Source organism: Bacillus swezeyi, assembly GCF_030908325.1.
Taxonomy (GTDB): Bacteria; Bacillota; Bacilli; order Bacillales; family Bacillaceae; genus Bacillus; species Bacillus swezeyi.
Map to the genome: position 1 here is coordinate 1,982,552 of NZ_CP133085.1, position 21,931 is coordinate 2,004,482.

At 45.7% G+C, this 21,931-nt stretch carries 19 protein-coding genes; all 19 read left to right on the top strand.

Features of this window, described 5'->3' with window-relative positions; translation table 11 throughout:
- Nucleotides 1–13: 13 nt before the first annotated feature.
- The gene (gene ribF / locus RBH91_RS09865; protein ID WP_307894412.1) at nt 14–988 is read left to right on the top strand and encodes a bifunctional riboflavin kinase/FAD synthetase; all 975 of its coding nucleotides are present in this window, start codon (nt 14–16) and stop codon (nt 986–988) included.
- Nucleotides 989–1,152: 164 nt separating this feature from the next.
- Nucleotides 1,153–1,422: a 30S ribosomal protein S15 gene (gene rpsO, locus RBH91_RS09870; protein ID WP_003220957.1), complete on the top strand. Its 270-nt coding sequence runs from the start codon at nt 1,153–1,155 to the stop codon at nt 1,420–1,422.
- A gap of 200 nt (nt 1,423–1,622) precedes the next feature.
- On the top strand, nt 1,623–3,740 hold the full coding sequence (pnp, locus tag RBH91_RS09875; protein ID WP_307894413.1) for a polyribonucleotide nucleotidyltransferase: 2,118 nt from the start codon (nt 1,623–1,625) through the stop codon (nt 3,738–3,740).
- Nucleotides 3,741–3,880: 140 nt separating this feature from the next.
- Nucleotides 3,881–4,843, top strand: coding sequence for a polysaccharide deacetylase family protein (locus RBH91_RS09880; RefSeq protein ID WP_307894414.1), 963 nt, complete (start codon nt 3,881–3,883; stop codon nt 4,841–4,843).
- A 36-nt stretch (nt 4,844–4,879) separates the two neighbouring features.
- Complete coding sequence (locus RBH91_RS09885) at nt 4,880–6,109, top strand: M16 family metallopeptidase (protein ID WP_307894416.1); 1,230 nt, start codon at nt 4,880–4,882, stop codon at nt 6,107–6,109.
- 79 nt (nt 6,110–6,188) lie between these two features.
- Complete coding sequence (locus RBH91_RS09890; protein ID WP_148955571.1) at nt 6,189–6,449, top strand: YlmC/YmxH family sporulation protein; 261 nt, start codon at nt 6,189–6,191, stop codon at nt 6,447–6,449.
- A 177-nt stretch (nt 6,450–6,626) separates the two neighbouring features.
- Nucleotides 6,627–7,526, top strand: coding sequence for a dipicolinic acid synthetase subunit A (dpaA, locus tag RBH91_RS09895; RefSeq protein WP_307894417.1), 900 nt, complete (start codon nt 6,627–6,629; stop codon nt 7,524–7,526).
- Nucleotides 7,523–8,116, top strand: a complete 594-nt coding sequence (gene dpaB / locus RBH91_RS09900) for a dipicolinate synthase subunit B (protein WP_094777305.1) — start codon at nt 7,523–7,525, stop codon at nt 8,114–8,116. The genes dpaA and dpaB overlap by 4 nt, the downstream gene beginning before the upstream one ends.
- 125 nt (nt 8,117–8,241) lie before the next feature.
- On the top strand, nt 8,242–9,282 hold the full coding sequence (asd, locus tag RBH91_RS09905; protein ID WP_076760570.1) for an aspartate-semialdehyde dehydrogenase: 1,041 nt from the start codon (nt 8,242–8,244) through the stop codon (nt 9,280–9,282).
- Between the two features lie 100 nt (nt 9,283–9,382).
- Nucleotides 9,383–10,597, top strand: coding sequence for an aspartate kinase (gene dapG, locus RBH91_RS09910; RefSeq protein WP_307894418.1), 1,215 nt, complete (start codon nt 9,383–9,385; stop codon nt 10,595–10,597).
- Nucleotides 10,598–10,627: 30 nt separating this feature from the next.
- Nucleotides 10,628–11,497, top strand: a complete 870-nt coding sequence (gene dapA / locus RBH91_RS09915) for a 4-hydroxy-tetrahydrodipicolinate synthase (protein WP_307894419.1) — start codon at nt 10,628–10,630, stop codon at nt 11,495–11,497.
- Between the two features lie 147 nt (nt 11,498–11,644).
- Complete coding sequence (rnjB, locus tag RBH91_RS09920; RefSeq protein WP_307894420.1) at nt 11,645–13,309, top strand: ribonuclease J2; 1,665 nt, start codon at nt 11,645–11,647, stop codon at nt 13,307–13,309.
- A gap of 257 nt (nt 13,310–13,566) precedes the next feature.
- On the top strand, nt 13,567–14,313 hold the full coding sequence (locus RBH91_RS09925) for a ClpP family protease (RefSeq protein WP_076760574.1): 747 nt from the start codon (nt 13,567–13,569) through the stop codon (nt 14,311–14,313).
- Complete coding sequence (locus RBH91_RS09930) at nt 14,310–14,525, top strand: YlzJ-like family protein (RefSeq protein WP_076760575.1); 216 nt, start codon at nt 14,310–14,312, stop codon at nt 14,523–14,525. Before RBH91_RS09925 ends, RBH91_RS09930 begins: the two co-directional genes overlap by 4 nt.
- A 120-nt stretch (nt 14,526–14,645) precedes the next feature.
- Complete coding sequence (locus RBH91_RS09935) at nt 14,646–16,985, top strand: DNA translocase FtsK (RefSeq protein ID WP_307894421.1); 2,340 nt, start codon at nt 14,646–14,648, stop codon at nt 16,983–16,985.
- A 143-nt stretch (nt 16,986–17,128) separates the two neighbouring features.
- Nucleotides 17,129–17,857 carry a GntR family transcriptional regulator gene (locus RBH91_RS09940; protein ID WP_076760577.1) on the top strand — a complete coding sequence of 243 codons (729 nt, stop codon included), beginning with the start codon at nt 17,129–17,131 and terminating at the stop codon, nt 17,855–17,857.
- A gap of 107 nt (nt 17,858–17,964) precedes the next feature.
- The gene (locus tag RBH91_RS09945) at nt 17,965–19,188 is read left to right on the top strand and encodes a bacillibactin exporter BcbE (protein ID WP_307894422.1); all 1,224 of its coding nucleotides are present in this window, start codon (nt 17,965–17,967) and stop codon (nt 19,186–19,188) included.
- A 142-nt stretch (nt 19,189–19,330) separates the two neighbouring features.
- Nucleotides 19,331–20,611 carry an EF-P 5-aminopentanol modification-associated protein YfmF gene (yfmF, locus tag RBH91_RS09950; protein ID WP_307894423.1) on the top strand — a complete coding sequence of 427 codons (1,281 nt, stop codon included), beginning with the start codon at nt 19,331–19,333 and terminating at the stop codon, nt 20,609–20,611.
- Nucleotides 20,608–21,894, top strand: coding sequence for an EF-P 5-aminopentanol modification-associated protein YfmH (yfmH, locus tag RBH91_RS09955; protein ID WP_307894424.1), 1,287 nt, complete (start codon nt 20,608–20,610; stop codon nt 21,892–21,894). Before yfmF ends, yfmH begins: the two co-directional genes overlap by 4 nt.
- Nucleotides 21,895–21,931 lie beyond the last annotated feature (37 nt).

Here is a 21,931-nt window from a genome sequence, read left to right on the forward strand (position 1 = left end):
AAGGTGACCGTTCTTGAAGACGATACATATTTCCCACCCCCACGATCTGAAGCGTGAGGATTTTCCAAAATCAGTTATGGCATTAGGCTATTTTGACGGTGTTCACCTGGGACATCAGCAAGTGATTCTTACGGCCAAAAACACGGCGGGCAGAGAAGGCGTCAAAACGTCTGTGATGACCTTTCATCCTCATCCCTCAGCCGTTCTGAAAAAAGGCCGGGAGCCGAAAGACTTAATTACGCCTTTGAGCGAAAAAGTAAATATCATCGAAGAGTTAGGAGCCGATTTTTTATACATCGTGGAATTCAGCCCTGAATTTGCTTCCCTCGCACCGGAGGACTTTATCGATCAGTATATACTCGGGTTCAATGTATCCCATGTCGTCGCAGGCTTTGATTTTACCTTCGGGAAATTTGGAAAAGGCACAATGGGAAACTTCCAGGAGTATGCAAAAGGCCGTGTCAAAAGCACGGCTGTCGAAAAATATTCAGATCAGGATCAAAAGGTCAGCTCCACAAGGATCCGCTCCGTTCTCGGAGCCGGCGATGTCGAATATGCTGCTGAATTGCTCGGCAGACCGTACTATGTGAAAGGCGTTGTCATCCACGGTGATAAAAGAGGGCGTACGATCGGATTCCCGACGGCCAACATCGGCCTTTCAGGTACATACATTGTGCCGCCTACAGGCGTGTACGCCGTCAAAGCGGAAATAGCCGGATCATCATTCAATGGCGTCTGCAATGTCGGATACAAGCCGACTTTTTACGAAAAACGCCCCGGCCAGCCTTCAATTGAAGTGAACTTATTTGATTTTAATCGAGAAATATACGGAAGCGAAATGAAGATCGAATGGTATAAACGGCTGCGAAGCGAGAAAAAATTCGGGAGTGTCGATGAGCTGGTTGAACAGATCTCAAAAGACAAAGCAGAAGCGATCCGCTTTTTTAAAGAGCGGAAGGCTGCTGAATATTTCAAAAATATGTATTGAAAAGCAAATACTCGTCAACAATGAAGAGTGAATAATAAATAGTTGCATAAAGGCTGTCTTTCTAGTATCATATTGTCTGTAGCTTTAAAACCGCTCACTTGGCAAATCGAATCACCGGCGTTTGCTAGGTAACCGGGGCTAATATTATATGGAGGTGAAACAGGATGGCAATTACTCAAGAGCGTAAAAACCAACTCATCAATGAGTTCAAAACACACGAATCTGACACGGGATCACCGGAAGTTCAGATCGCTATCCTAACAGATTCAATCAACAATCTGAACGAGCATTTACGCACTCACAAGAAAGACCATCACTCACGTCGCGGTCTTCTTAAAATGGTAGGTAAACGTCGTAATCTTCTTACGTATCTTCGTAACAAAGACGTAACTCGTTACCGTGAGTTGATCAACAAACTTGGATTACGTCGATAATCGTAAAAAGCGGGAGGATTCCCGCTTTTTTATCGTATAAGAACGAATATCCGGCAATTCCAAAATACGTTGTTCATATAAATGATCATAAATGACATGATTCAATCTTTACATAGCACTTTGCCATTGATATGTTCAATTCATTTCGTTCATAATAGGAGTAACCTAAAAACTATCCGAAGAGAGGAGTTCATATAAGAATGGGACAAGAGAAACACGTCTTTTCCATAGATTGGGCCGGACGAAAGCTGACTGTTGAAACCGGCCAGCTTGCCAAACAAGCAAACGGAGCCGTTATGGTGCGTTATGGAGATACTGCGGTACTCAGCACAGCCACGGCTTCAAAAGAACCTAAAACCGTTGATTTCTTCCCTTTAACCGTGAACTATGAAGAAAGGCTTTACGCCGTCGGCAAAATTCCGGGCGGATTTATTAAAAGAGAGGGGAGACCAAGCGAAAAAGCGATTCTCGCCAGCCGTTTAATCGATCGGCCGATTCGCCCGCTGTTCGCAGACGGTTTCCGAAATGAAGTTCAAGTTGTCAGCATTGTCATGAGTGTTGATCAGGATTGTTCGTCAGAAATGGCGGCGATGTTCGGTTCATCCCTTGCACTTTGCGTGTCAGACATTCCGTTTGAAGGACCGATTGCCGGTGTGACAGTCGGCCGGGTTGACAACGAATTTATCATCAATCCGACGCTTGAGCAGCTCGAAAAAAGCGATATCCATTTAGTCGTAGCCGGAACGAAGGACGCCATCAACATGGTGGAAGCGGGCGCAGAGGAAGTTCCCGAACAGATCATGCTTGAAGCCATCATGTTCGGACATGAAGAAATTAAGCGTTTAATCGCCTTCCAGGAAGAAATCGTCGCGGCTGTCGGAAAAGAAAAATCAGAAATCACCTTGTATGAGATCGATTCCGAGCTGAAAGACAAAGTGAAGGCAATGGCTGAAAGCGATCTTTTAAAAGCCATTCAGGTTCACGAAAAGCATGCGCGCGAAGACGCGATCAGCGAAGTGAAAAAAGCAGTCTTGGCCAAATTTGAGGAAGAAGAGCATGATGAAGACACACTGAAACAAGTAAAGGACATTTTGTCACAGCTTGTTAAAAACGAAGTGCGCCGCCTGATCACCGAAGACAAGGTACGCCCTGACGGCCGTGGTGTCGATGTGATCAGACCGCTTTCTTCAGAAGTCGGACTGCTTCCGAGAACGCACGGATCAGGACTCTTTACAAGGGGACAGACTCAGGCGCTCAGCATCTGTACGCTCGGTGCGCTCGGTGATGTTCAGATTCTGGACGGTCTCGGCGTTGAAGAATCAAAACGCTTTATGCACCACTACAACTTTCCGCAGTTCAGCGTCGGGGAAACAGGACCGATGCGCGGACCGGGACGCCGCGAAATCGGGCACGGTGCACTGGGAGAACGTGCGCTTGAACCGATTATCCCGTCTGAAAAAGACTTCCCGTACACAGTTCGGCTTGTCTCTGAAGTACTTGAGTCAAACGGTTCGACTTCCCAAGCGAGCATTTGTGCAAGCACGCTTGCCATGATGGATGCCGGGGTGCCGATTAAAGCGCCGGTTGCCGGAATTGCAATGGGCCTTGTCAAATCAGGCAAAAACTATACGGTCCTGACGGATATTCAGGGAATGGAAGATGCCCTTGGAGACATGGACTTTAAAGTAGCGGGAACTGCAAAAGGCGTAACCGCCCTGCAAATGGATATTAAAATTGCCGGCTTGTCAAGAGAAATTTTGGAAGAAGCCCTTCAGCAGGCGAAAAAAGGCAGAATGGAGATCCTTGACAGCATGATGAGCACATTGGCTGAATCAAGAAAAGAGCTGTCTCCGTATGCTCCGAAAATCTTGACAATGGCGATTAATCCGGATAAAATCCGCGATGTCATCGGGCCGAGCGGAAAACAAATTAATAAGATCATTGAAGACACAGGCGTTAAAATCGACATCGAACAAGACGGCACGATCTTTATTTCTTCCACTGATGAAAGCATGAACCAAAAAGCGAAGAAAATCATTGAAGACCTTGTCAGAGAAGTTGAAGTCGGACAGCTTTACTTAGGTAAAGTCAAACGGATTGAAAAATTCGGCGCTTTCGTTGAACTGTTCAGCGGAAAAGACGGTTTAGTCCATATTTCAGAGCTTGCGCTTGAACGTGTCGGCAAAGTTGAAGATGTCGTCAAGATAGGCGACGAACTCCTTGTAAAAGTAACGGAAATCGATAAACAGGGACGCGTCAACTTATCTAGAAAAGCTGTCTTGCGCGAACAGAAGGAAAAAGAAGAACAAAATTCGTAGTCTGTCTTTCTTCTGTCATAGTCATCAAAACAACAAAGAAGCCTGGGTGACCTGGCTTCTTTGTTTTAAGGCCTAAAAACGGATCGGTTCTATCTTGTCCTTTTCGCACATATTTTTGTGGGGAAGGGAGGAGAGGGCAATTGAAAAGAACGATTGTTCGGTTTGCTGCTTTTATCTTTCTTATGGTGATGTCTTATCAGATGATGAAACATCCATACTCACCAAATTACATAGATGCGATGAGAAAAGACGCGGTCACTGTTGCCGCCCAAAAGGACGATCTATACCAGGAGCTGCTGCAAAAAGCGCCTGAATACGAAGTGAAAGCGCAAAACGCAAAAATCGATAAGATTTGGAAAGCGATGCCAGGCTATAATGGTGTAAAAGTGAACATCGAAAAATCATACAAAAAAATGAAACGGGCCGGCGCATTTCATGAAAAGCTTCTTGTCTACGACCAAGTCAGACCTGAAGTCCATTTATCGTCCCTGAAGCCCGAACCGGTCTACCGCGGGCATCCTGATAAACCGATGGTATCGTTTCTCATCAATGTCGCCTGGGGAAATGAATATTTGGAAAAAATGCTTCCCGTTTTTAAAAAACATCATGTGAAAGCTACTTTCTTTCTGGAAGGCAAATGGGTGAAGAATCATCCGGACTTGGCGAAATCCGTCTTAAGCGGCGGGCATGAAATCGGAAACCATTCATACAATCATCCGGATATGAGCAAACTGACGAGAGAACGAATCTCAGAGCAGCTAAGGATGACAAATGAGCAAATTAAAGACACCCTCGGGATAAAACCGAAGTGGTTTGCACCCCCGAGCGGCAGTTTTCGCAAAGAGGTCGTCGATCAGGCCCATTCAATGGGAATGGGAACGGTGATGTGGACAGTTGATACGATCGATTGGCAGAAACCGCATCCGGCCGTCTTGCAGCAGCGGGTATTAAGCAAAGTACATAACGGCGCCATGATATTAATGCATCCGACAGATCCAACTGCCGAAAGCCTTGATGTTTTAATTCAAAACCTGCATGAAAAAGGCTATCGAATCGGAACTGTCTCACAGCTTCTCAATGAAGAAAGGCTTGTTGAAGAATAGGATGTGCGGCCCGTTCTTTGAATAGGAGGAACAGATTTGATTAAACGGTATACTTGTCAAAATGGGGTAAGAATCGTATTCGAAAACAATCCTACAGTCCGGTCGGTGGCTATCGGAGTTTGGATTGGAACGGGATCAAGACATGAAACACCGGAGATTAACGGCATTTCGCATTTTCTGGAGCATATGTTTTTCAAAGGCACAAAAACGCGCACGGCCAGAGATATCGCGGAGTCTTTTGACAGAATAGGCGGTCAGGTCAATGCGTTTACCTCAAAGGAGTATACGTGCTATTATGCCAAAGTTCTTGATGAGCATGCGGACTATGCTTTGGAAGTGCTCTCAGACATGTTCTTTCATTCAACATTTGACGAGGAAGAATTGAAAAAAGAAAAAAACGTCGTCTATGAAGAGATTAAAATGTATGAGGACACACCTGATGACATCGTCCACGATCTGCTCAGCAAAGCATCATACGGAAGCCATTCCCTCGGCTATCCGATTCTCGGCACGGAAGAAACGCTTGCTGAATTTGACGGTGATGCCTTAAGAAAATATATGGACGAATATTACACGCCGGACCGCGTCGTCATTTCGATTGCCGGCAATGTTCCTGAGTGCTTTATTCAGGAAGCTGAAAAGCATTTCGGCTCCTATGAAGCAAAAGGAAAAAGAACGGGAATGTCAAAACCTGATTTTCATCATGAAAAAATGACGCGCAAAAAAGAAACCGAACAAGCCCACCTCTGCCTCGGCTTCGATGGATTGGAGGCCGGGCACCCTGACATTTATGACTTGATCGTGCTCAATAATATTTTGGGAGGAAGCATGAGCAGCCGGCTCTTCCAAGATGTCCGTGAAGATAAAGGACTCGCTTATTCCGTGTTCAGCTATCACAGTTCATTTGAAGACAGCGGTATGATGACGATATATGCGGGAACCGGCGCCGGCCAGCTTCAGGTTCTTTCAGAAACGATTCACGAAACGCTTCGCGTGTTAAAAAGAGAAGGTATCACACCGAAAGAACTTGAAAACAGCAAAGAGCAGATGAAAGGCAGCTTAATGCTCAGCCTTGAAAGCACAAACAGCAAAATGAGCCGAAACGGGAAAAACGAGCTGCTGCTTGGAAAACACCGGACGCTGGATGAGATTATCGAAAAATTGAACGGCGTGAATCTCGAGCGGGTCAACAGCCTTGCAAACCGGATTTTTACGGACGATTATTCTTCGGCTTTGATCAGTCCGACGGGGGAACTTCCAAAATAAACATGAAAACATGCTTGTCTTTTTAGGCAGGCATGTTTTTTGCTGTTCGTACATACATCATACAAAAGGGGGTTTTTTCATGAGGCTGAGCGAACTTTCGGGAAAAGAAATCGTAGATATCAAGCGGGCTGAGCGCCTTGGCGTGCTGGGGCAGACAGATCTCGAGATCAACGAACAAGACGGGCAGATTACGGCCCTCATCATCCCTTCGGTTAAATGGTTCGGTCTTGGCAGAAAACAGGGAAATGATATCAGGGTGCCCTGGACGCAGATTCAAAAAATCGGATCGGACATGATCATTCTCGATGTTCCTGAAGACAGCGGAATAAAAGACGAATAAGCCGGCGGCAGCCGGTTTTTTTATATTCTTGGATTCCCCGCCCGCCTCAAGAGCGGGCTTTTTGATTTTTCCTTCTGATAAATTTTATTTCAATTCACCGCTATTTCCTTTTTGTCATATGATGAAATTAGCTTATGGAATTAGATCCTTGTCAAAAAGAAGGTGAATGTTAGAGCCATGTTAACCGGATTGACGATTGCAATCATCGGCGGTGATGCGAGGCAGCTTGAAATCATCCGCAAGCTGACGGAACAGGACGCGAACGTTTTTTTGGTCGGTTTTGATCAGCTTGACCACGGATTTACCGGAGCTACAAAATTAAAGTTACATGAACTGGACTTTGGAACAGTAGACAGCTTGATTCTGCCTGTATCAGGCACATCCGCAGAAGGTGCGGTTGCGACTGTTTTCTCCAATGAAGAAGTGAAGTTAAAACAGGAGCATTTGGAAAAAACCCAGCCTCACTGCACCATCTATACAGGGATTTCAAATCAATATTTAGACGGAATGGCAAAAGGGGCAAACCGCCGGCTTATCAAGCTTTTTGAAAGAGACGATATTGCGATTTACAACTCGATACCTACAGTTGAAGGGGCCATCATGATGGCCATACAGCATACTGATTATACGATTCACGGCTCAAATGTCATGGTTCTCGGGCTCGGGCGGACAGGAATGAGCATCAGCCGGACTTTTTCGGCTCTCGGAGCGCGTGTTAAAGTCGGCGCCCGCGATTCCGCCCACCTCGCCAGAATTATGGAAATGGGCCTCACTCCTTTCCATACAAACGAACTTGGAGAACATGTTGAAGATACTGATATTTGCATCAATACCATTCCAAGCCTCATTCTCGATAAAAACGTCCTCTCACGAATGACACCCAGAACCCTGATTCTTGATTTAGCGACCCGTCCAGGAGGGACTGATTTTGACTTTGCCGAGAAACAGGGCATTAAAGCGCTGCTCGCTCCAGGACTTCCCGGCATTGTCGCGCCTAAAACGGCAGGTCAGATCATCGCCAATGTTTTGTGTAACCTTCTGTCACAATCAACAACCGACCGAAAGGGGCTGTCATAATGTCGATCAAAGGGAAAAGAATCGGATTTGGCCTTACAGGCTCACATTGCACGTATGATGCCGTATTTCCGCAAATTGAAGAGCTTGTAAGTAAAGGGGCGGAAGTCAGACCGATCGTGACGCATACTGTAAAATCGACGGACACACGCTTTGGAGAAGGGGCAGAGTGGGTGAAGAAAATTGAAGAGCTGACAGGTTTTGAAGTGATTGATTCCATTCCGAAAGCGGAGCCTCTCGGGCCGAAAACACCGCTTGACTGTATGGTGATTGCGCCTTTGACGGGAAACTCAATGAGCAAGCTTGCGAACGCGATGACGGACTCTCCGGTTCTCATGGCGGCCAAGGCGACGATTCGAAACTCCCGGCCGGTCGTCCTGGGCATATCAACAAATGATGCGCTCGGTCTTAACGGTGTCAACCTGATGAGACTGATGACGACAAAAAACATCTTCTTCATTCCGTTCGGTCAGGATGACCCTTATCAAAAGCCGAATTCACTCGTCGCCAAAATGGACCTTTTGCTGCCGGCGGTCGAAGAAGCGCTTTCCTATAAACAAATCCAGCCCGTTCTGATAAACAATGATCAATAAATCTTTCTAAAAATAAAGATGTAACAAAAAATATCAATCACCCGGCTCACTTCTATGTTAAAATAAAATGTAAAATGCATAGTCAACCAATCGTCACGACGATTAAGGTGGAAGGAGTTTTACAATTGGGCAGAGGATTACATGTAGCAGTAGTTGGTGCGACAGGCGCTGTAGGACAGCAAATGTTAAAAACACTAGAAGACAGAAATTTTGAACTGGATAAACTGACTTTATTATCCTCAAAGCGTTCAGCAGGTACGAAGCTTACATTTAAAGGTAAAGAGTATACTGTGCAGGAAGCTCGTCCAGAAAGCTTTGAAGGCGTAAACATCGCGCTGTTCAGCGCTGGAGGCAGCGTTTCACAGGCGCTTGCTCATGAAGCTGTCAAACGCGGTGCGATCGTCATTGACAATACGAGCGCATTTCGGATGGATCAAAACACTCCGCTCGTCGTTCCTGAGGTCAATGAGGGAGATTTGCATCAGCATAACGGCATTATTGCAAACCCGAACTGTTCAACCATTCAAATGGTTGTTGCGCTTGAGCCGATCCGCAAGGCTTTCGGTTTAAATAAAATCATCGTGTCGACCTACCAAGCGGTATCAGGAGCCGGAAATGAAGCTGTTGAAGAGCTCTACGGCCAAACGGAAGCCATTTTAAACGACAAGCCGTTCGAGCCTGAGATCATGCCGGTGAAGAGCGATGAAAAACACTATCAAATCGCATTTAACGCTGTTCCTCAAATTGATAAATTCCAGGATAACGGGTTTACGTTTGAGGAAATGAAAATGATAAATGAAACAAAAAAAATCATGCACATGCCTGAACTTCAAGTATCAGCGACATGTGTCAGACTGCCGATTGCAACAGGGCATTCAGAGTCCGTCTACATTGAAACAGACCGTGACGATGTAACTGCAGAAGACATACAAAACCTGTTAAAAGAAGCTCCTGGCGTCATCCTGCAAGATGATCCGGCCGAACAGGTATATCCGATGCCTGCCGATGCAGTAGGGAAAAAAGATGTGTTTGTCGGACGGGTGCGCAAAGATCTCGACCGTCCGAACGGCTTTCATCTTTGGATTGTTTCCGATAACCTGCTGAAAGGGGCGGCATGGAATTCCGTTCAAATCGCAGAAAGCTTAAAAGCTTTAAACTTAGTTTAAATATGTTAAGATTTCTAACGGGAGATGTGAGAAGAGAGTAAGGCTTAAAATCAGCCTGCTCTCTTCTATTACGTCCGAAATGAACTTGGAGTGAAATAAATTGAAAATCATCGTTCAAAAATTTGGCGGAACGTCTGTAAAAGATGACCGCGGCCGACAACTGGCCTTAAGTCACATTCAAGAAGCGGTCAATGAAGGGTACAAAGCGGTTGTTGTCGTATCAGCCATGGGCCGCAAGGGAGACCCTTACGCAACCGATTCATTGCTTGATCTGCTTTACGGCGGACAGGATGCGATCACTGAACGGGAGCAGGATTTGCTGCTGTCATGCGGTGAAACGATTTCTTCAGTTGTATTTGCAAGCATGCTTTTGGAAAATGGAATGAAAGCTACGGCTTTGACGGGCGCACAGGCCGGCTTTTTAACAGATAACCAGCATACGAACGCAAAAATTCTTGAAATGAAACCGGAACGTCTTGTCAGCATGCTGGCCGAACATGATGCGGTTGTCGTCGCCGGTTTTCAAGGCGCCACGGCTAAAGGGGACATCACAACGATCGGCAGGGGCGGAAGCGACACATCGGCCGCTGCCCTTGGAGCCGCGTTGGACGCAGAATTTATAGATATTTTCACAGATGTAGAAGGCGTCATGACCGCAGATCCGAGAATCGTTGAAAAAGCAAAGCCGCTGCCCGTGATCACCTATACGGAAATCTGCAATTTAGCCTATCAAGGTGCAAAGGTAATCCATCCGAGAGCGGTGGAGATTGCCATGCAGGCGAAGGTGCCGATTCGGGTTCGGTCAACATATTCAAAGGAAACCGGAACGCTTGTGACAAGTCACCACACTTCAAAGGCCGGAAGCGACGTGTTTGAGCGGCTCATCACAGGGATTGCCCATGTAAAAGACGTGACCCAGTTTAAAGTTCCGGCAAAAGAAGGACAATACAATGTACAGACCGAAGTGTTTAAAGCGATGGCCAATGCCGGCATCAGCGTTGATTTCTTTAATATTACCCCAAGTGAAATTGTATACACGGTCTCCGGAAACATGACAGACCGTGCGCTCGGGATACTGAAAGAATTGGGGTATGAACCCGCCATAACGAGAAATTGTGCGAAGGTGTCAGCCGTCGGTGCGGGCATTATGGGCGTACCGGGTGTCACCTCTAAAATCGTTACCGCCCTATCGGAAAAAGGCATTCCGATTCTTCAGTCGGCAGACAGCCATACGACGATTTGGGTGCTTGTTCACGAGGAAAATATGGCGACGGCCGTAAACGCGCTGCATGAAGTGTTTGAACTATCAAAATAAATGTGATTGAATCATGATGAGGTGAAAAAAATGAATTTCGGAAATATTGCAACTGCAATGGTTACACCCTTTGACAAAAATGAAAATATCGATTTTCATAAATTGTCAAAGCTGATTGATTATTTGTTGAACAATGGAACGGATTCCCTCGTTGTTGCCGGAACAACCGGGGAATCGCCGACACTGTCAGAAGAAGAAAAAATAGCGCTCATTCAATACTCCGTCAAGGAAGCGGCCGGCCGTGCGCCAATTATCGCCGGCACAGGAAGCAACAACACGAAGGCGTCGATCAAACTGACAAAAAAAGCTGAAGAAGCCGGAGCAGACGCCGTGATGCTCGTGACGCCGTATTATAACAAGCCTTCTCAAGAAGGGATGTACTGCCACTTCAGAGCGATTGCAGAAGAAACATCGCTGCCGGTCATGCTTTATAACGTGCCTGGCAGGACGGCGGCTTCGCTTGCTCCTGAAACGACGATACGTCTGGCGGAAATTCCTAACATCGTTGCGATTAAAGAAGCGAGCGGCGATCTCGACGCCATCACGAAAATCGTTGCTGAAACACCTGATGATTTTGCCGTGTATTCAGGCGATGACAGCCTCACCCTGCCTGCTTTGTCTGTCGGAGGCAGAGGAATCGTTTCCGTTGCATCACACATCATCGGTCCGGAAATGCAGGAGATGATCAAACATTATATCGACGGGAATACGGCACAAGCAGCCTTGATCCATCAGAAGCTTCTCCCGCTGATGAAAGGCCTTTTCGCAGCTCCGAATCCGTCTCCTTTAAAGACGGCTCTTCAGCTGAAGGGTCTTGACGTCGGATCTGTCCGACTCCCTTTGATTCCGCTAAATGAAGATGAACGACTCCGTTTAAGCAGCCTGATCAACGGCTTGTAAAAACCAATACGGACGAAAACGGTCATTCTCTTTTGGAGGGGATGGCCGTTTGTTATATACATAATGGTTCTTGTTTTCTAAAATTAGATTCAGGTATAATAGGGACAAGTGATGATGGACGGGTACTTAGATTAGGAGGATTACAATTTGAAAAAAAATACAGAAAATATTAGAATCATCGCCTTAGGAGGCGTCGGGGAGATCGGAAAAAACCTTTATGTCATTGAAATCGACTCTGACATATTCGTGGTTGATGCCGGACTCATGCATCCAGAAAATGAAATGTTGGGAATCGATGTCGTTATCCCTGACATTTCCTATTTAATCGAACGATCTGACCGCGTAAAGGCGATCTTTCTGACACACGGACATGAAGAAAACATCGGAGGCGTTTTTTACTGCCTGAACAAACTATCCGTGCCTGTTTACGGAACAAAACTGACGCTTGCCCTTTTAAAAGAAACGCTGAAGCAGTACGGTTCAAATAAAAAAGTTGATTTAAGAGAGATCCATTCCAAGTCCGTTATTACATTTGAGTCAACAAAAGTGTCATTTTTCAGAACAAACCACAGCATCCCTGATTCCGTCGGTGTCAGCTTTAAAACTTCCCTTGGATCCATCGTTAGCACAGGCGATTTCAAATTTGACCAAACACCAGTTTTAAACCAGACGAGCGACATCGGCGAAATCGCCAAAATCGGCAACAGCGGTGTACTTTGTCTGCTTTCTGACAGCGCCAACGCTGAAAAGCCGGGCTATACGCCGTCAGAAGCCGTTGTGGGCGGTGAAATTTCCGATGTGATGTATAACGCGGAAAACCGTGTGATCGTTGCTGCATTCGCTTCAAACTTTAACCGGATTCAGCAGGTGATTGATGCCGCTCTTCAAAACGGCAGAAAACTTGCGGTTTCAGGAAAAAATATCTCCGCCATCCTGCAGCTCGCCATTAAGCTTGGCTATGTAACGGCAGACGAGGATATGTTCATCCCTGTCCAGGAAGTCAAAAAGCACCCGAAAAAAGAAGTTGCCATTTTGACCGGGGACAATCATGGAGAGCCGCTGGCTGCTTTGACAAGAATCGCAAAACAAGGGCATAAGCAGATTGATATTGAAGAAGGGGATACCGTTTTGATCGCATCCTCTCCAGTACCGGGCCAGGAATTGGTGTATTCCAAAGCCGTCGATCTTTTGACAAGAGCGGGTGCCCACGTTGTATTCGCACAAAAACGCGTCCATGTTTCAGGGCACGGCTGCCAGGAGGAGCTGAAGCTGATGCTGAATCTTCTGAAGCCGAAGTATTTAATTCCTGTAAACGGCGAATACAGAATGCAAAAAGCGCATTCCAAGCTTGCTGAAGAAATCGGAATGAAGCGGAGCGACATTTTTCTTGTTGAAAAAGGCGATGTCGTTGAGTTTCGCGGCCAAAACGTCAAAATCGGTGATAAGGTGCAGTCAGGCAACATTCTGATTGACGGGCTCGGTGTGGGCGATATCGGCAACATCGTACTCAGAGATCGGCGTCTCCTTTCCCAGGACGGAATCTTAATCGTTGTCATTACCCTTGATAAAAAGAAAAAATATCTTGTATCAGGACCCGAAATTATCACGAGAGGTTTTGTCTATGTCAGGGAATCTGAACAGCTGATCGTTGAAGCGACAGAGCGTGTCAGAGATATCGTCAAAGAAAGCACAGAAAACGCAGTCGTCGAATGGTCCGCCTTAAAACAAACCATGCGCGACGCCTTGAATCAATTCTTATATGAAAAAACAAAACGAAAACCAATGATCATCCCAATCATCATGGAAGTATAAAGAAAAACCAAGAGGATCCCTCTTGGTTTTTTACCTTAAAGCCCAGCTTGGCTTGAAAACGCTTGAAGTCTAGGAACGGCGAGCATCGGAGCGGAGCGTATGACTGATACGTGAGCACCGAAGCGCAGCCGTGACGACGAATGCAAGCGTTTGTCAACAAGCTGAAACCAAGAGGATCCCTCTTGGTTTTTTTATATTGTATGAAAAAAACACCATTGTCCATAATACAAAAGAAACTCGAGAAAGAGGTGAGCCAGATGGATTCAAACCGGATACAAAACGGGGACGGACAAGGAGGGCAGCCGGACAAGCAGGACGGTAAAGACAATCTTGTCAACAAAATTCAGCAGCTTGGCCAAACGACGCTTCCCCAAATGGGGCAGGACTCAAACATTCACTGTCTGACCATCATCGGGCAAATTGAAGGGCATGTACAGCTTCCGCCCCAAAATAAAACGACAAAGTACGAACACGTGATTCCGCAGATTGTCGCAGTAGAACAAAATCCTAAAATCGAAGGGCTGCTCATTATATTGAATACAGTGGGCGGCGATGTTGAAGCAGGACTGGCGATAGCTGAAATGCTGGCGTCGCTGTCAAAACCGACGGTTTCAATCGTGCTCGGAGGCGGCCATTCAATCGGTGTTCCAATTGCCGTTTCCTGTGACCACAGCTATATCGCCGAAACCGCGACAATGACGATTCATCCGGTTAGACTGACAGGGCTTGTTATCGGTGTGCCGCAAACATTTGAATACCTTGACAAAATGCAGGAAAGAGTTATTAACTTCGTGACAAGCCATTCAAACATTTCGGAAGACAAATTTAAAGAGCTGATGTTTTCAAAAGGGAATCTGACCCGTGACATCGGAACGAATGTCGTCGGAAAGGATGCGGTCAAGGATGGTTTAATCGATGAGACGGGCGGAGTCGGCCAAGCGATCAATAAGCTCAATGAATTGATTGAACAGAACCGCGGCGGTGAAGAAAGGATGATTCAATGATTCTGTATACGACCATGCCGCAGGAAATCGTTTTCGCCGGGCAGTCAGAAGGAACGAACTTGAGACAAATCGATGTAAACGGCGTCCCGCTCCTGGTTGAAATGAATGGAGAAGAAGCCAGAGTGGTTCAGGTTCTCAGCACAAATCCAATGGATTTCTTAAAACAGGAGACAGCCCCAGGGCAGACGCTGAAACTGACATTTTATAAATAGCTGAAGTGTCACAAGGATAAATATGCTATAATAGGGGAATCCAGAGGAAAAATTGCAGCCGGAAGCAGGCTGCTTTCTCTTTGTTTTTATATTTTTTATTATGCAGTAAGGTGATGGAACATGGCAAAAAGAAAAAGAAAATCGAAAAAGAAACAAAAACAGGTCAAACGGATTAATCTTAAATTTGAATTGTACGGTTTAATTTGTATCGCCATATCGATCATTGCAGTTTTACAGCTTGGTGTTGCAGGTCAAACGTTCATTTACATGTTCCGTTTTTTTGCAGGAGAATGGTTTATCCTGTGTCTGCTAGCTCTCTTTTTAACTGGTGTATCGCTGTTTTGGAAGAAAAAAACGCCCAGCTTTCTGACGAGAAGAAAAGCGGGGCTTTATTGCATCATTGCAAGCATTCTGCTCCTGTCTCATGTTCAGCTGTTTCAGCACTTGGCAGACAGGGGAATGATCCAGTCTCCTAGCGTGATACAAAATACGTGGGAGCTGTTTATGATGGACTTGAAAGGCAAGACGGACTCGCCTGATCTTGGCGGCGGAATGATTGGAGCGGTGCTGTTTGCGGCATCATATTTCCTGTTCGCCTCTGCCGGATCTAAAATTATTGCCATTTTTCTGATTCTGATCGGCCTCCTGCTGATCACTGACCGTTCGCTTCAGGAGACGCTGATTAAATGGACGGCTCCGGTTGCGTCTTTCATCAAAGATCAATGGCATGCGTTTCTTGCCGATCTCAAGCAATTGAAAAACAATACGCCAAAAAAGAAATCAGGAAAAAAACGCAAAACGCAGCGGAAACCCACCGCTGCTGAAGACCCTGTACAGGAGCCGGAACCCGATCAGGAACCGGATCCGGTTATTCAATCCGAACCGATAATCTCAAGTTTTTCCGACCGTGACGAAACATCTGATGTACAAGCTTATGAAACGCCAGAGCCGGCTGAAACAGCTCCCGAACCCGAAGTGGATGGGGACCTGCAAACTGCTCCGGAAATTACGTTTACAGAGCTTGAAAATAAGGACTATCAGCTCCCATCCATCAATTTATTAGATGATCCGAAGCATACGGGACAGCAGACCGACAAAAAAAATATTTATGATAATGCGAGAAAGCTTGAGAGAACATTCCAAAGCTTCGGGGTCAAGGCGAAAGTGACCCAGGTCCACCTCGGTCCGGCAGTGACGAAATATGAAGTCTATCCTGATGTAGGCGTCAAAGTGAGCAAGATTGTCAATTTGAGCGATGACTTGGCGCTGGCCCTTGCTGCCAAGGATATCCGCATCGAGGCGCCGATACCCGGGAAATCGGCGATCGGCATCGAAGTGCCGAATGCAGAGGTTGCGATGGTTTCCCTGAAAGAAGTGCTCGAATCCAAGCTGAATGACCGGCCAGATGCAAAGCTGATGATTGGACTTGGCCGGAATATTTCCGGAGAAGCGGTTTTGGCTGAATTAAACAAAATGCCCCATCTTCTTGTCGCAGGTGCGACGGGAAGCGGAAAAAGCGTCTGTGTCAACGGTATTATCACAAGTGTTTTAATGAGGGCAAAACCGCATGAAGTCAAAATGATGATGATCGATCCAAAAATGGTCGAACTGAACGTTTATAACGGGATTCCTCATTTGCTTGCTCCTGTTGTGACTGATCCGAAAAAGGCGTCACAGGCCTTAAAAAAAGTCGTCAATGAAATGGAGCGTCGCTATGAATTGTTTTCACACACGGGGACGAGAAATATCGAAGGGTATAATGATTACATTAAACGGATGAATGCATCAGAAGAAGCAAAGCAGCCCGAGCTTCCGTATATTATCGTGATTGTGGACGAGCTTGCCGATTTAATGATGGTCGCTTCTTCAGATGTTGAAGATTCGATCACAAGGCTATCGCAAATGGCCCGTGCAGCCGGAATCCATCTGATCATCGCAACGCAGCGCCCGTCAGTCGATGTCATCACTGGTGTGATCAAAGCCAATATTCCTTCAAGGATTGCTTTCAGTGTATCTTCACAGACAGATTCCAGAACCATTCTCGATATGGGAGGCGCTGAAAAGCTTCTTGGAAGAGGGGACATGCTGTTTCTGCCTGTCGGAGCCAACAAGCCGCTCCGCGTTCAAGGAGCCTTTTTATCAGATGAAGAGGTTGAAAAAGTCGTTGACCATGTCATTACTCAGCAAAAGGCCCAGTATCAAGAGGAAATGATTCCTGAGGAAACGACGGAAACGCTCAGTGAAGTGACAGATGATCTTTACGATGAAGCGGTCGGACTTGTCGTCAACATGCAGACGGCTTCCGTTTCCATGCTGCAAAGAAGGTTCCGCATCGGCTACACGCGGGCGGCCCGGCTGATCGATGCGATGGAAGAACGGGGCGTCGTCGGTCCTTATGAAGGATCAAAGCCCCGCGAAGTTCTGATGTCAAAAGAACAATATGAAGAGCTCTCTTCTTAAGAGAAGAGAGCTCAGTTTCCTATAAAAATATTATGTAAACTGTTCGTGTGAAAAAGCGTCTATTTATTTATTTGACAAAACATGATATAGTTATCCTCAATTAAAGGTAATTTGAATCTGATCTGGTCAGACGGAGGGAGAACATGTCGATAAAAGCTGACAATCAACGTTTATGTCTTAAAGTGATTGATCGGATAAAAGATGATATACAAAACGGAGTCTATCGTGAAAATGAGCAGCTCCCCTCTGAATTCGAGCTGTCAAAAATGATGGGCGTCAGCAGAACGGCTTTGCGGGAAGCGCTCAGCATATTGCAAGAAGAAAATGTCATCGTCAGAAGGCATGGCGTCGGAACTTTTGTAAACCCAAAGCCTTTATTCCTGTCAGGTATTGAGCAGCTGAACAGCGTCACGAAAATGATTGAACAGGCAAGCATGACCCCGGGAACCATTTTTATGTCTTCACAGGTGACCCATCCGACTGAAGACGACATGCTCCGCTTTCAGCTTACAGAAGACAGTGAAATCTTCCTGCTGGAGCGGGTGAGAACGGCAAATGGGACACCTGTTGTCTATTGCCTTGATAAAATACCGATGGCGATTCTGCCCAAAGGGTTTTCACATGAGCAGGAATCGATGTTTGGATGGCTGGAGAATAAGTCAGGTGCGGTCATCAGCTATGCGGTTGCAGACATCGTGCCAATCGGCTATCATGATACGGTCTCTCAAATTCTTGAGTGTGATCCGGAGACCGCTCTCTTGCTATTAAAGCAGATCCATTATGATCAAAATGACAGGCCAGTATTATATTCATTAAACTATTTTCGGGCTGATAAATTCAGGTTTCATGTCGTCAGAAAACGTTTTGAATAAAGGCGGGCGCTCAGAACGAGCGGCTGTTTTTTTGCATGTCATACATAAATACACCCACACTAAGCCACAATAATGGATGGAAATATGAATGAATTGGGTGAAAAAAGTTGAGCAGAAAAAAAGGCGTTAAAAGCATTATCGCGCTGTCTTCGGTCCCGCTTGTCATGACGCTTGGCAACTCGATGCTGATTCCCGTTTTGCCGGTGATTGAAAAAACATTAAACATTTCTTCCTTTCAAGTTTCTTTGATCATTACGGTTTACTCGGTTGTTGCGATTATATGCATTCCGATTACCGGCTATATGTCCGACCAGTTTGGAAGAAAAAAGGTCATGCTTCCATGTTTGGTGATTGCCGGAGCCGGAGGCGCTCTCGCAGGCTTTGCCTCATCTTTTTTCAAAGAGCCGTATGCCATGATTTTAGCGGGACGGGTTCTTCAAGGCATCGGTTCAGCGGGGGCTGCTCCGATCGTCATGCCGTTTATAGGGGATCTGTTTCAAAACGATGAAGAGATCAGTGCAGGTCTCGGAGACATTGAGACGGCAAATACTGCCGGAAAAGTATTAAGCCCAATCTTAGGGGCTTTTTTAGCATCATGGGTTTGGTTCATGCCGTTCTGGTTTATTCCGATTGTGTCTCTGGCCAGCTTTTTTCTCGTGTTGTTTTTTGTGCCGAAGCCGAAGGAGAAAAGTGATGAGAAGAGATCGTTCAAAGATTTTACGAAAAATGTGAGAAAGGTATTTAAAAGGGAAGGACGCTGGCTGGTGTCCATCTTTATGATCGGCGGCATTATTATGTTTCTTTTATTCGGGGTGCTGTTTTACCTGTCAGATAACCTGGAGAAAGAGTACCAGATTGAAGGGATTGTAAAAGGGGCGCTGCTCAGCATTCCGCTGCTTTTTCTATCCGTTAGTTCATACCTCGCCGGCAAGCTGATCGGCAACAATAAAATCAGAATGAAAATTTGTGTGCTCATCGGGATGATCCTGCTTGCTTTGTCTTTCGGAGGATTATGGTGGAACCACAGCTTCTATCCATTATTTTTGTTTATGAGTATCGGCGGCATCGGAATCGGGATATCCCTTCCTTCACTTGATGCTCTGATTACAGAGGGAATCGAAAAAGAAGAACGCGGAACGATATCGTCATTTTACAACAGCATGCGGTTTATCGGAGTAGCCCTCGGCCCGCCGGTCTTTGCCTACATGATGACTAATGCGGGCTGGCTGATTTTCATCGTGTCGCTTCTGTGCAGTTTGGCCGCTTTGGCGCTTGTATTGTTTAATATTGATCCAAAGGAAAATGATCATGAAACGGTAAAGACGGTGTGAATCTGCACCGTTCTTTTTTTCACAAGGGTTTTAGTTTCCTTAAATCCCCTCCAGTTGATATAATTACAACCAAACAGCTCAGAAGCATATGCTTCAATCGGGTCATAATACATAATATAAACAAGGACGAAGGAGGTTCTTTATGACATATCTTAATGAAATAAAAGGAGAACATCGCGGGATAACGAGCCATATCGTGAAAACGGAAAAGTTCAAAACCGTTTCCATTATTTTTAAAATGCTTGCCCCTTTAACAAAAGCAGATGTGACAAACAGGTCTCTTTTTCCGCATGTGCTTTTGCGCGGCACAAGCACGCACCCCAAAACGGCTGAGCTTAGAACGTACCTTGATGAGCTCTATGGCACTTCTGTATCCACAGATCTCTCTAAAAAAGGGGAGCAGCATATCATTTCGTTCCGGCTGGATATCGCCAATGAAAAATACTTAAAAGATCAGACTCCGCTTTTGGAAAAAGGACTTGAGCTTCTTTCTGAGATTATTTTTTCGCCGGCGCTTGAAGAAGGGGCATTTCAGCCGTTGTATGTTTCTCAGGAAAAACGAACTTTAAAGCAAAGAATTCAAGCTGTATACAATGATAAAATGCGATATTCCAATCTGAGGCTCATTCAAGAAATGTGCAAAGATGAGCCCTACGCCCTCCATGTGAACGGTGAGCTTGAGGATGTGGAAGACATCACACCTCAGAGCCTGTACGAAGCTTACACAAAAGCGATCAATGAAGATCAGCTGGATATTTACGTCGTAGGCGATGTTGATGAACAACAGGTGGAAGCATACATTTCCAGCTATTTCAACACGAAAGAGCGGGAGGCCGGGCCGGCTCCCCAGATTCAGCGCAATTACAGCCCCGAACCTCAAGAAGTCGTTGAAGATTCAGATGTCAAGCAAGGCAAACTGAACATGGGCTTTCGGACAAATACGCATTTCACAGATGAGGATTATCCGGCTTTACAGCTTTTCAACGGACTATTCGGCGGCTTTTCCCACTCAAAGCTGTTCATCAATGTCAGGGAAAAAGCAAGCCTTGCCTATTACGCTGCATCCAGGATCGAAAGCTTCAAAGGGCTTTTAATGGTCATGTCGGGTATTGAAGTCGGCAATTATCAAAAGGCGGTCGACATTATCAAGGAGCAGTTTCAGGAGATGAAAAAAGGCAGCTTTACGGAAGAGGCGATCAGTCAGACGAAAGCGGTCATTAAGAACCAGATTCTTGAAACCATTGATACACCATACGGCTTGATCGAATTCATTTATCAGCAGGCTGCCGCCCAAACCGAATTTTCTTTGGAAGAGTGGCTTCAGCGCATTGACGATGTCACTAGAGAAGACATTATTGAAGTTGGAAAGAAAATCGAATTGGATACAACGTACTTTCTGAAAGGGACGGAGGGAGCATCTTGACGAAAACGATCGAATTTGAACAGCTGAAGGAAACGCTATATTATGAAAAAATGCCCGGCGGGCTCGATGTTTATGTCCTTCCGAAAGAAGGATTCAACAAGACATATGCCGTATTTACGACAAAATACGGATCTATTGACAATCAGTTTGTCCCGCTCGGAAAAGAAGAAATGGTCCGCGTGCCTGACGGTATCGCCCACTTTCTGGAGCATAAGCTGTTTGAAAAAGAAGACGGGGATGTCTTTCAGCATTTCAGCAGACAGGGGGCTTCGGCCAACGCCTTTACCTCCTTCACAAGAACGGCGTATCTTTTTTCAAGCACATCAAAAGTAGAAGAAAATCTTGAAACGCTCGTCAATTTTGTGCAGGACCCTTATTTTACAGAAAAGACGGTTGAGAAAGAAAAAGGCATCATCGGACAGGAAATCAATATGTACGACGACAACCCTGATTGGCGCCTTTTCTTCGGCTTGATTGAAAACATGTACAAAGAGCATCCCGTCCGGATTGATATCGCAGGGACGATTGAAAGCATTTCACATATTACAAAGGATCTTTTGTATGAATGCTATGAAACGTTTTATCACCCAAGCAATATGCTGCTGTTTGTCGTCGGACCGGTAGACCCGGAAGCGATGATCAGCCAGGTGCGCAAAAATCAGGAGAAAAAGCCGTATACGGATCAGCCTGAAATCGTCCGCAAAGAGGTAGAGGAGCCTGCCGCTGTATACCGAAAAGAACAGGAAATCAAAATGAATGTTCAAAGCTCGAAATGCCTGGTCGGCTTAAAAAGCGTCAACCCTAAAAATACAGGAAACGATATGCTAAAACATGAACTGACCATGAACATTATTCTCGAGTGTCTGTTTGGCAAAAGCTCCGCCGATTATGAAAAAATTTATGAAAAAGGCTACATTGACGAGACATTCAGCTATGATTACACAGAAGAACACGGCTTTGGCTTCGCATCTGTCGGAGGTGACACGCCTGAACCCGATCAGCTTGCCGAGGAACTGAAGCAGGTGCTCTTTAAGGCAAAAGAGACGATCACAGCTGAAAAATTGAATTTGGCGAGAAAGAAAAAAATCGGCACGTTTTTAAAATCGATGAACTCACCTGAATACATTGCCAATCAATTCACGCGATACGCATTTTTGGAGACGAGTCTGTTCGATATTGTCACCGTTCTTGAGTCCATTACACTTGAAGACGTTCACAGGGCCATTGAAGAAGAAATTGAAGAAGACAGGATCACCGTCTGCAAAGTCGTTCCAAAATCATAAAAAAAACAAGAAGTTCAGCGTGGGCAGAATCCATGCT

What these genes read in the sequence shown, in the direction of transcription:
- pnp (WP_307894413.1), top strand. Translation starts at nt 1,623, where the DNA reads ATGGGACAAGAGAAACACGTCTTTTCCATAGATTGGGCCGGACGAAAG.
- dpaA (WP_307894417.1), top strand. Translation starts at nt 6,627, where the DNA reads ATGTTAACCGGATTGACGATTGCAATCATCGGCGGTGATGCGAGGCAG.
- RBH91_RS09930 (WP_076760575.1), top strand. Translation starts at nt 14,310, where the DNA reads ATGATTCTGTATACGACCATGCCGCAGGAAATCGTTTTCGCCGGGCAG.
- RBH91_RS09940 (WP_076760577.1), top strand. Translation starts at nt 17,129, where the DNA reads ATGTCGATAAAAGCTGACAATCAACGTTTATGTCTTAAAGTGATTGAT.
- RBH91_RS09935 (WP_307894421.1), top strand. Translation starts at nt 14,646, where the DNA reads ATGGCAAAAAGAAAAAGAAAATCGAAAAAGAAACAAAAACAGGTCAAA.
- RBH91_RS09925 (WP_076760574.1), top strand. Translation starts at nt 13,567, where the DNA reads ATGGATTCAAACCGGATACAAAACGGGGACGGACAAGGAGGGCAGCCG.
- RBH91_RS09890 (WP_148955571.1), top strand. Translation starts at nt 6,189, where the DNA reads ATGAGGCTGAGCGAACTTTCGGGAAAAGAAATCGTAGATATCAAGCGG.
- rpsO (WP_003220957.1), top strand. Translation starts at nt 1,153, where the DNA reads ATGGCAATTACTCAAGAGCGTAAAAACCAACTCATCAATGAGTTCAAA.
- dapA (WP_307894419.1), top strand. Translation starts at nt 10,628, where the DNA reads ATGAATTTCGGAAATATTGCAACTGCAATGGTTACACCCTTTGACAAA.
- yfmF (WP_307894423.1), top strand. Translation starts at nt 19,331, where the DNA reads ATGACATATCTTAATGAAATAAAAGGAGAACATCGCGGGATAACGAGC.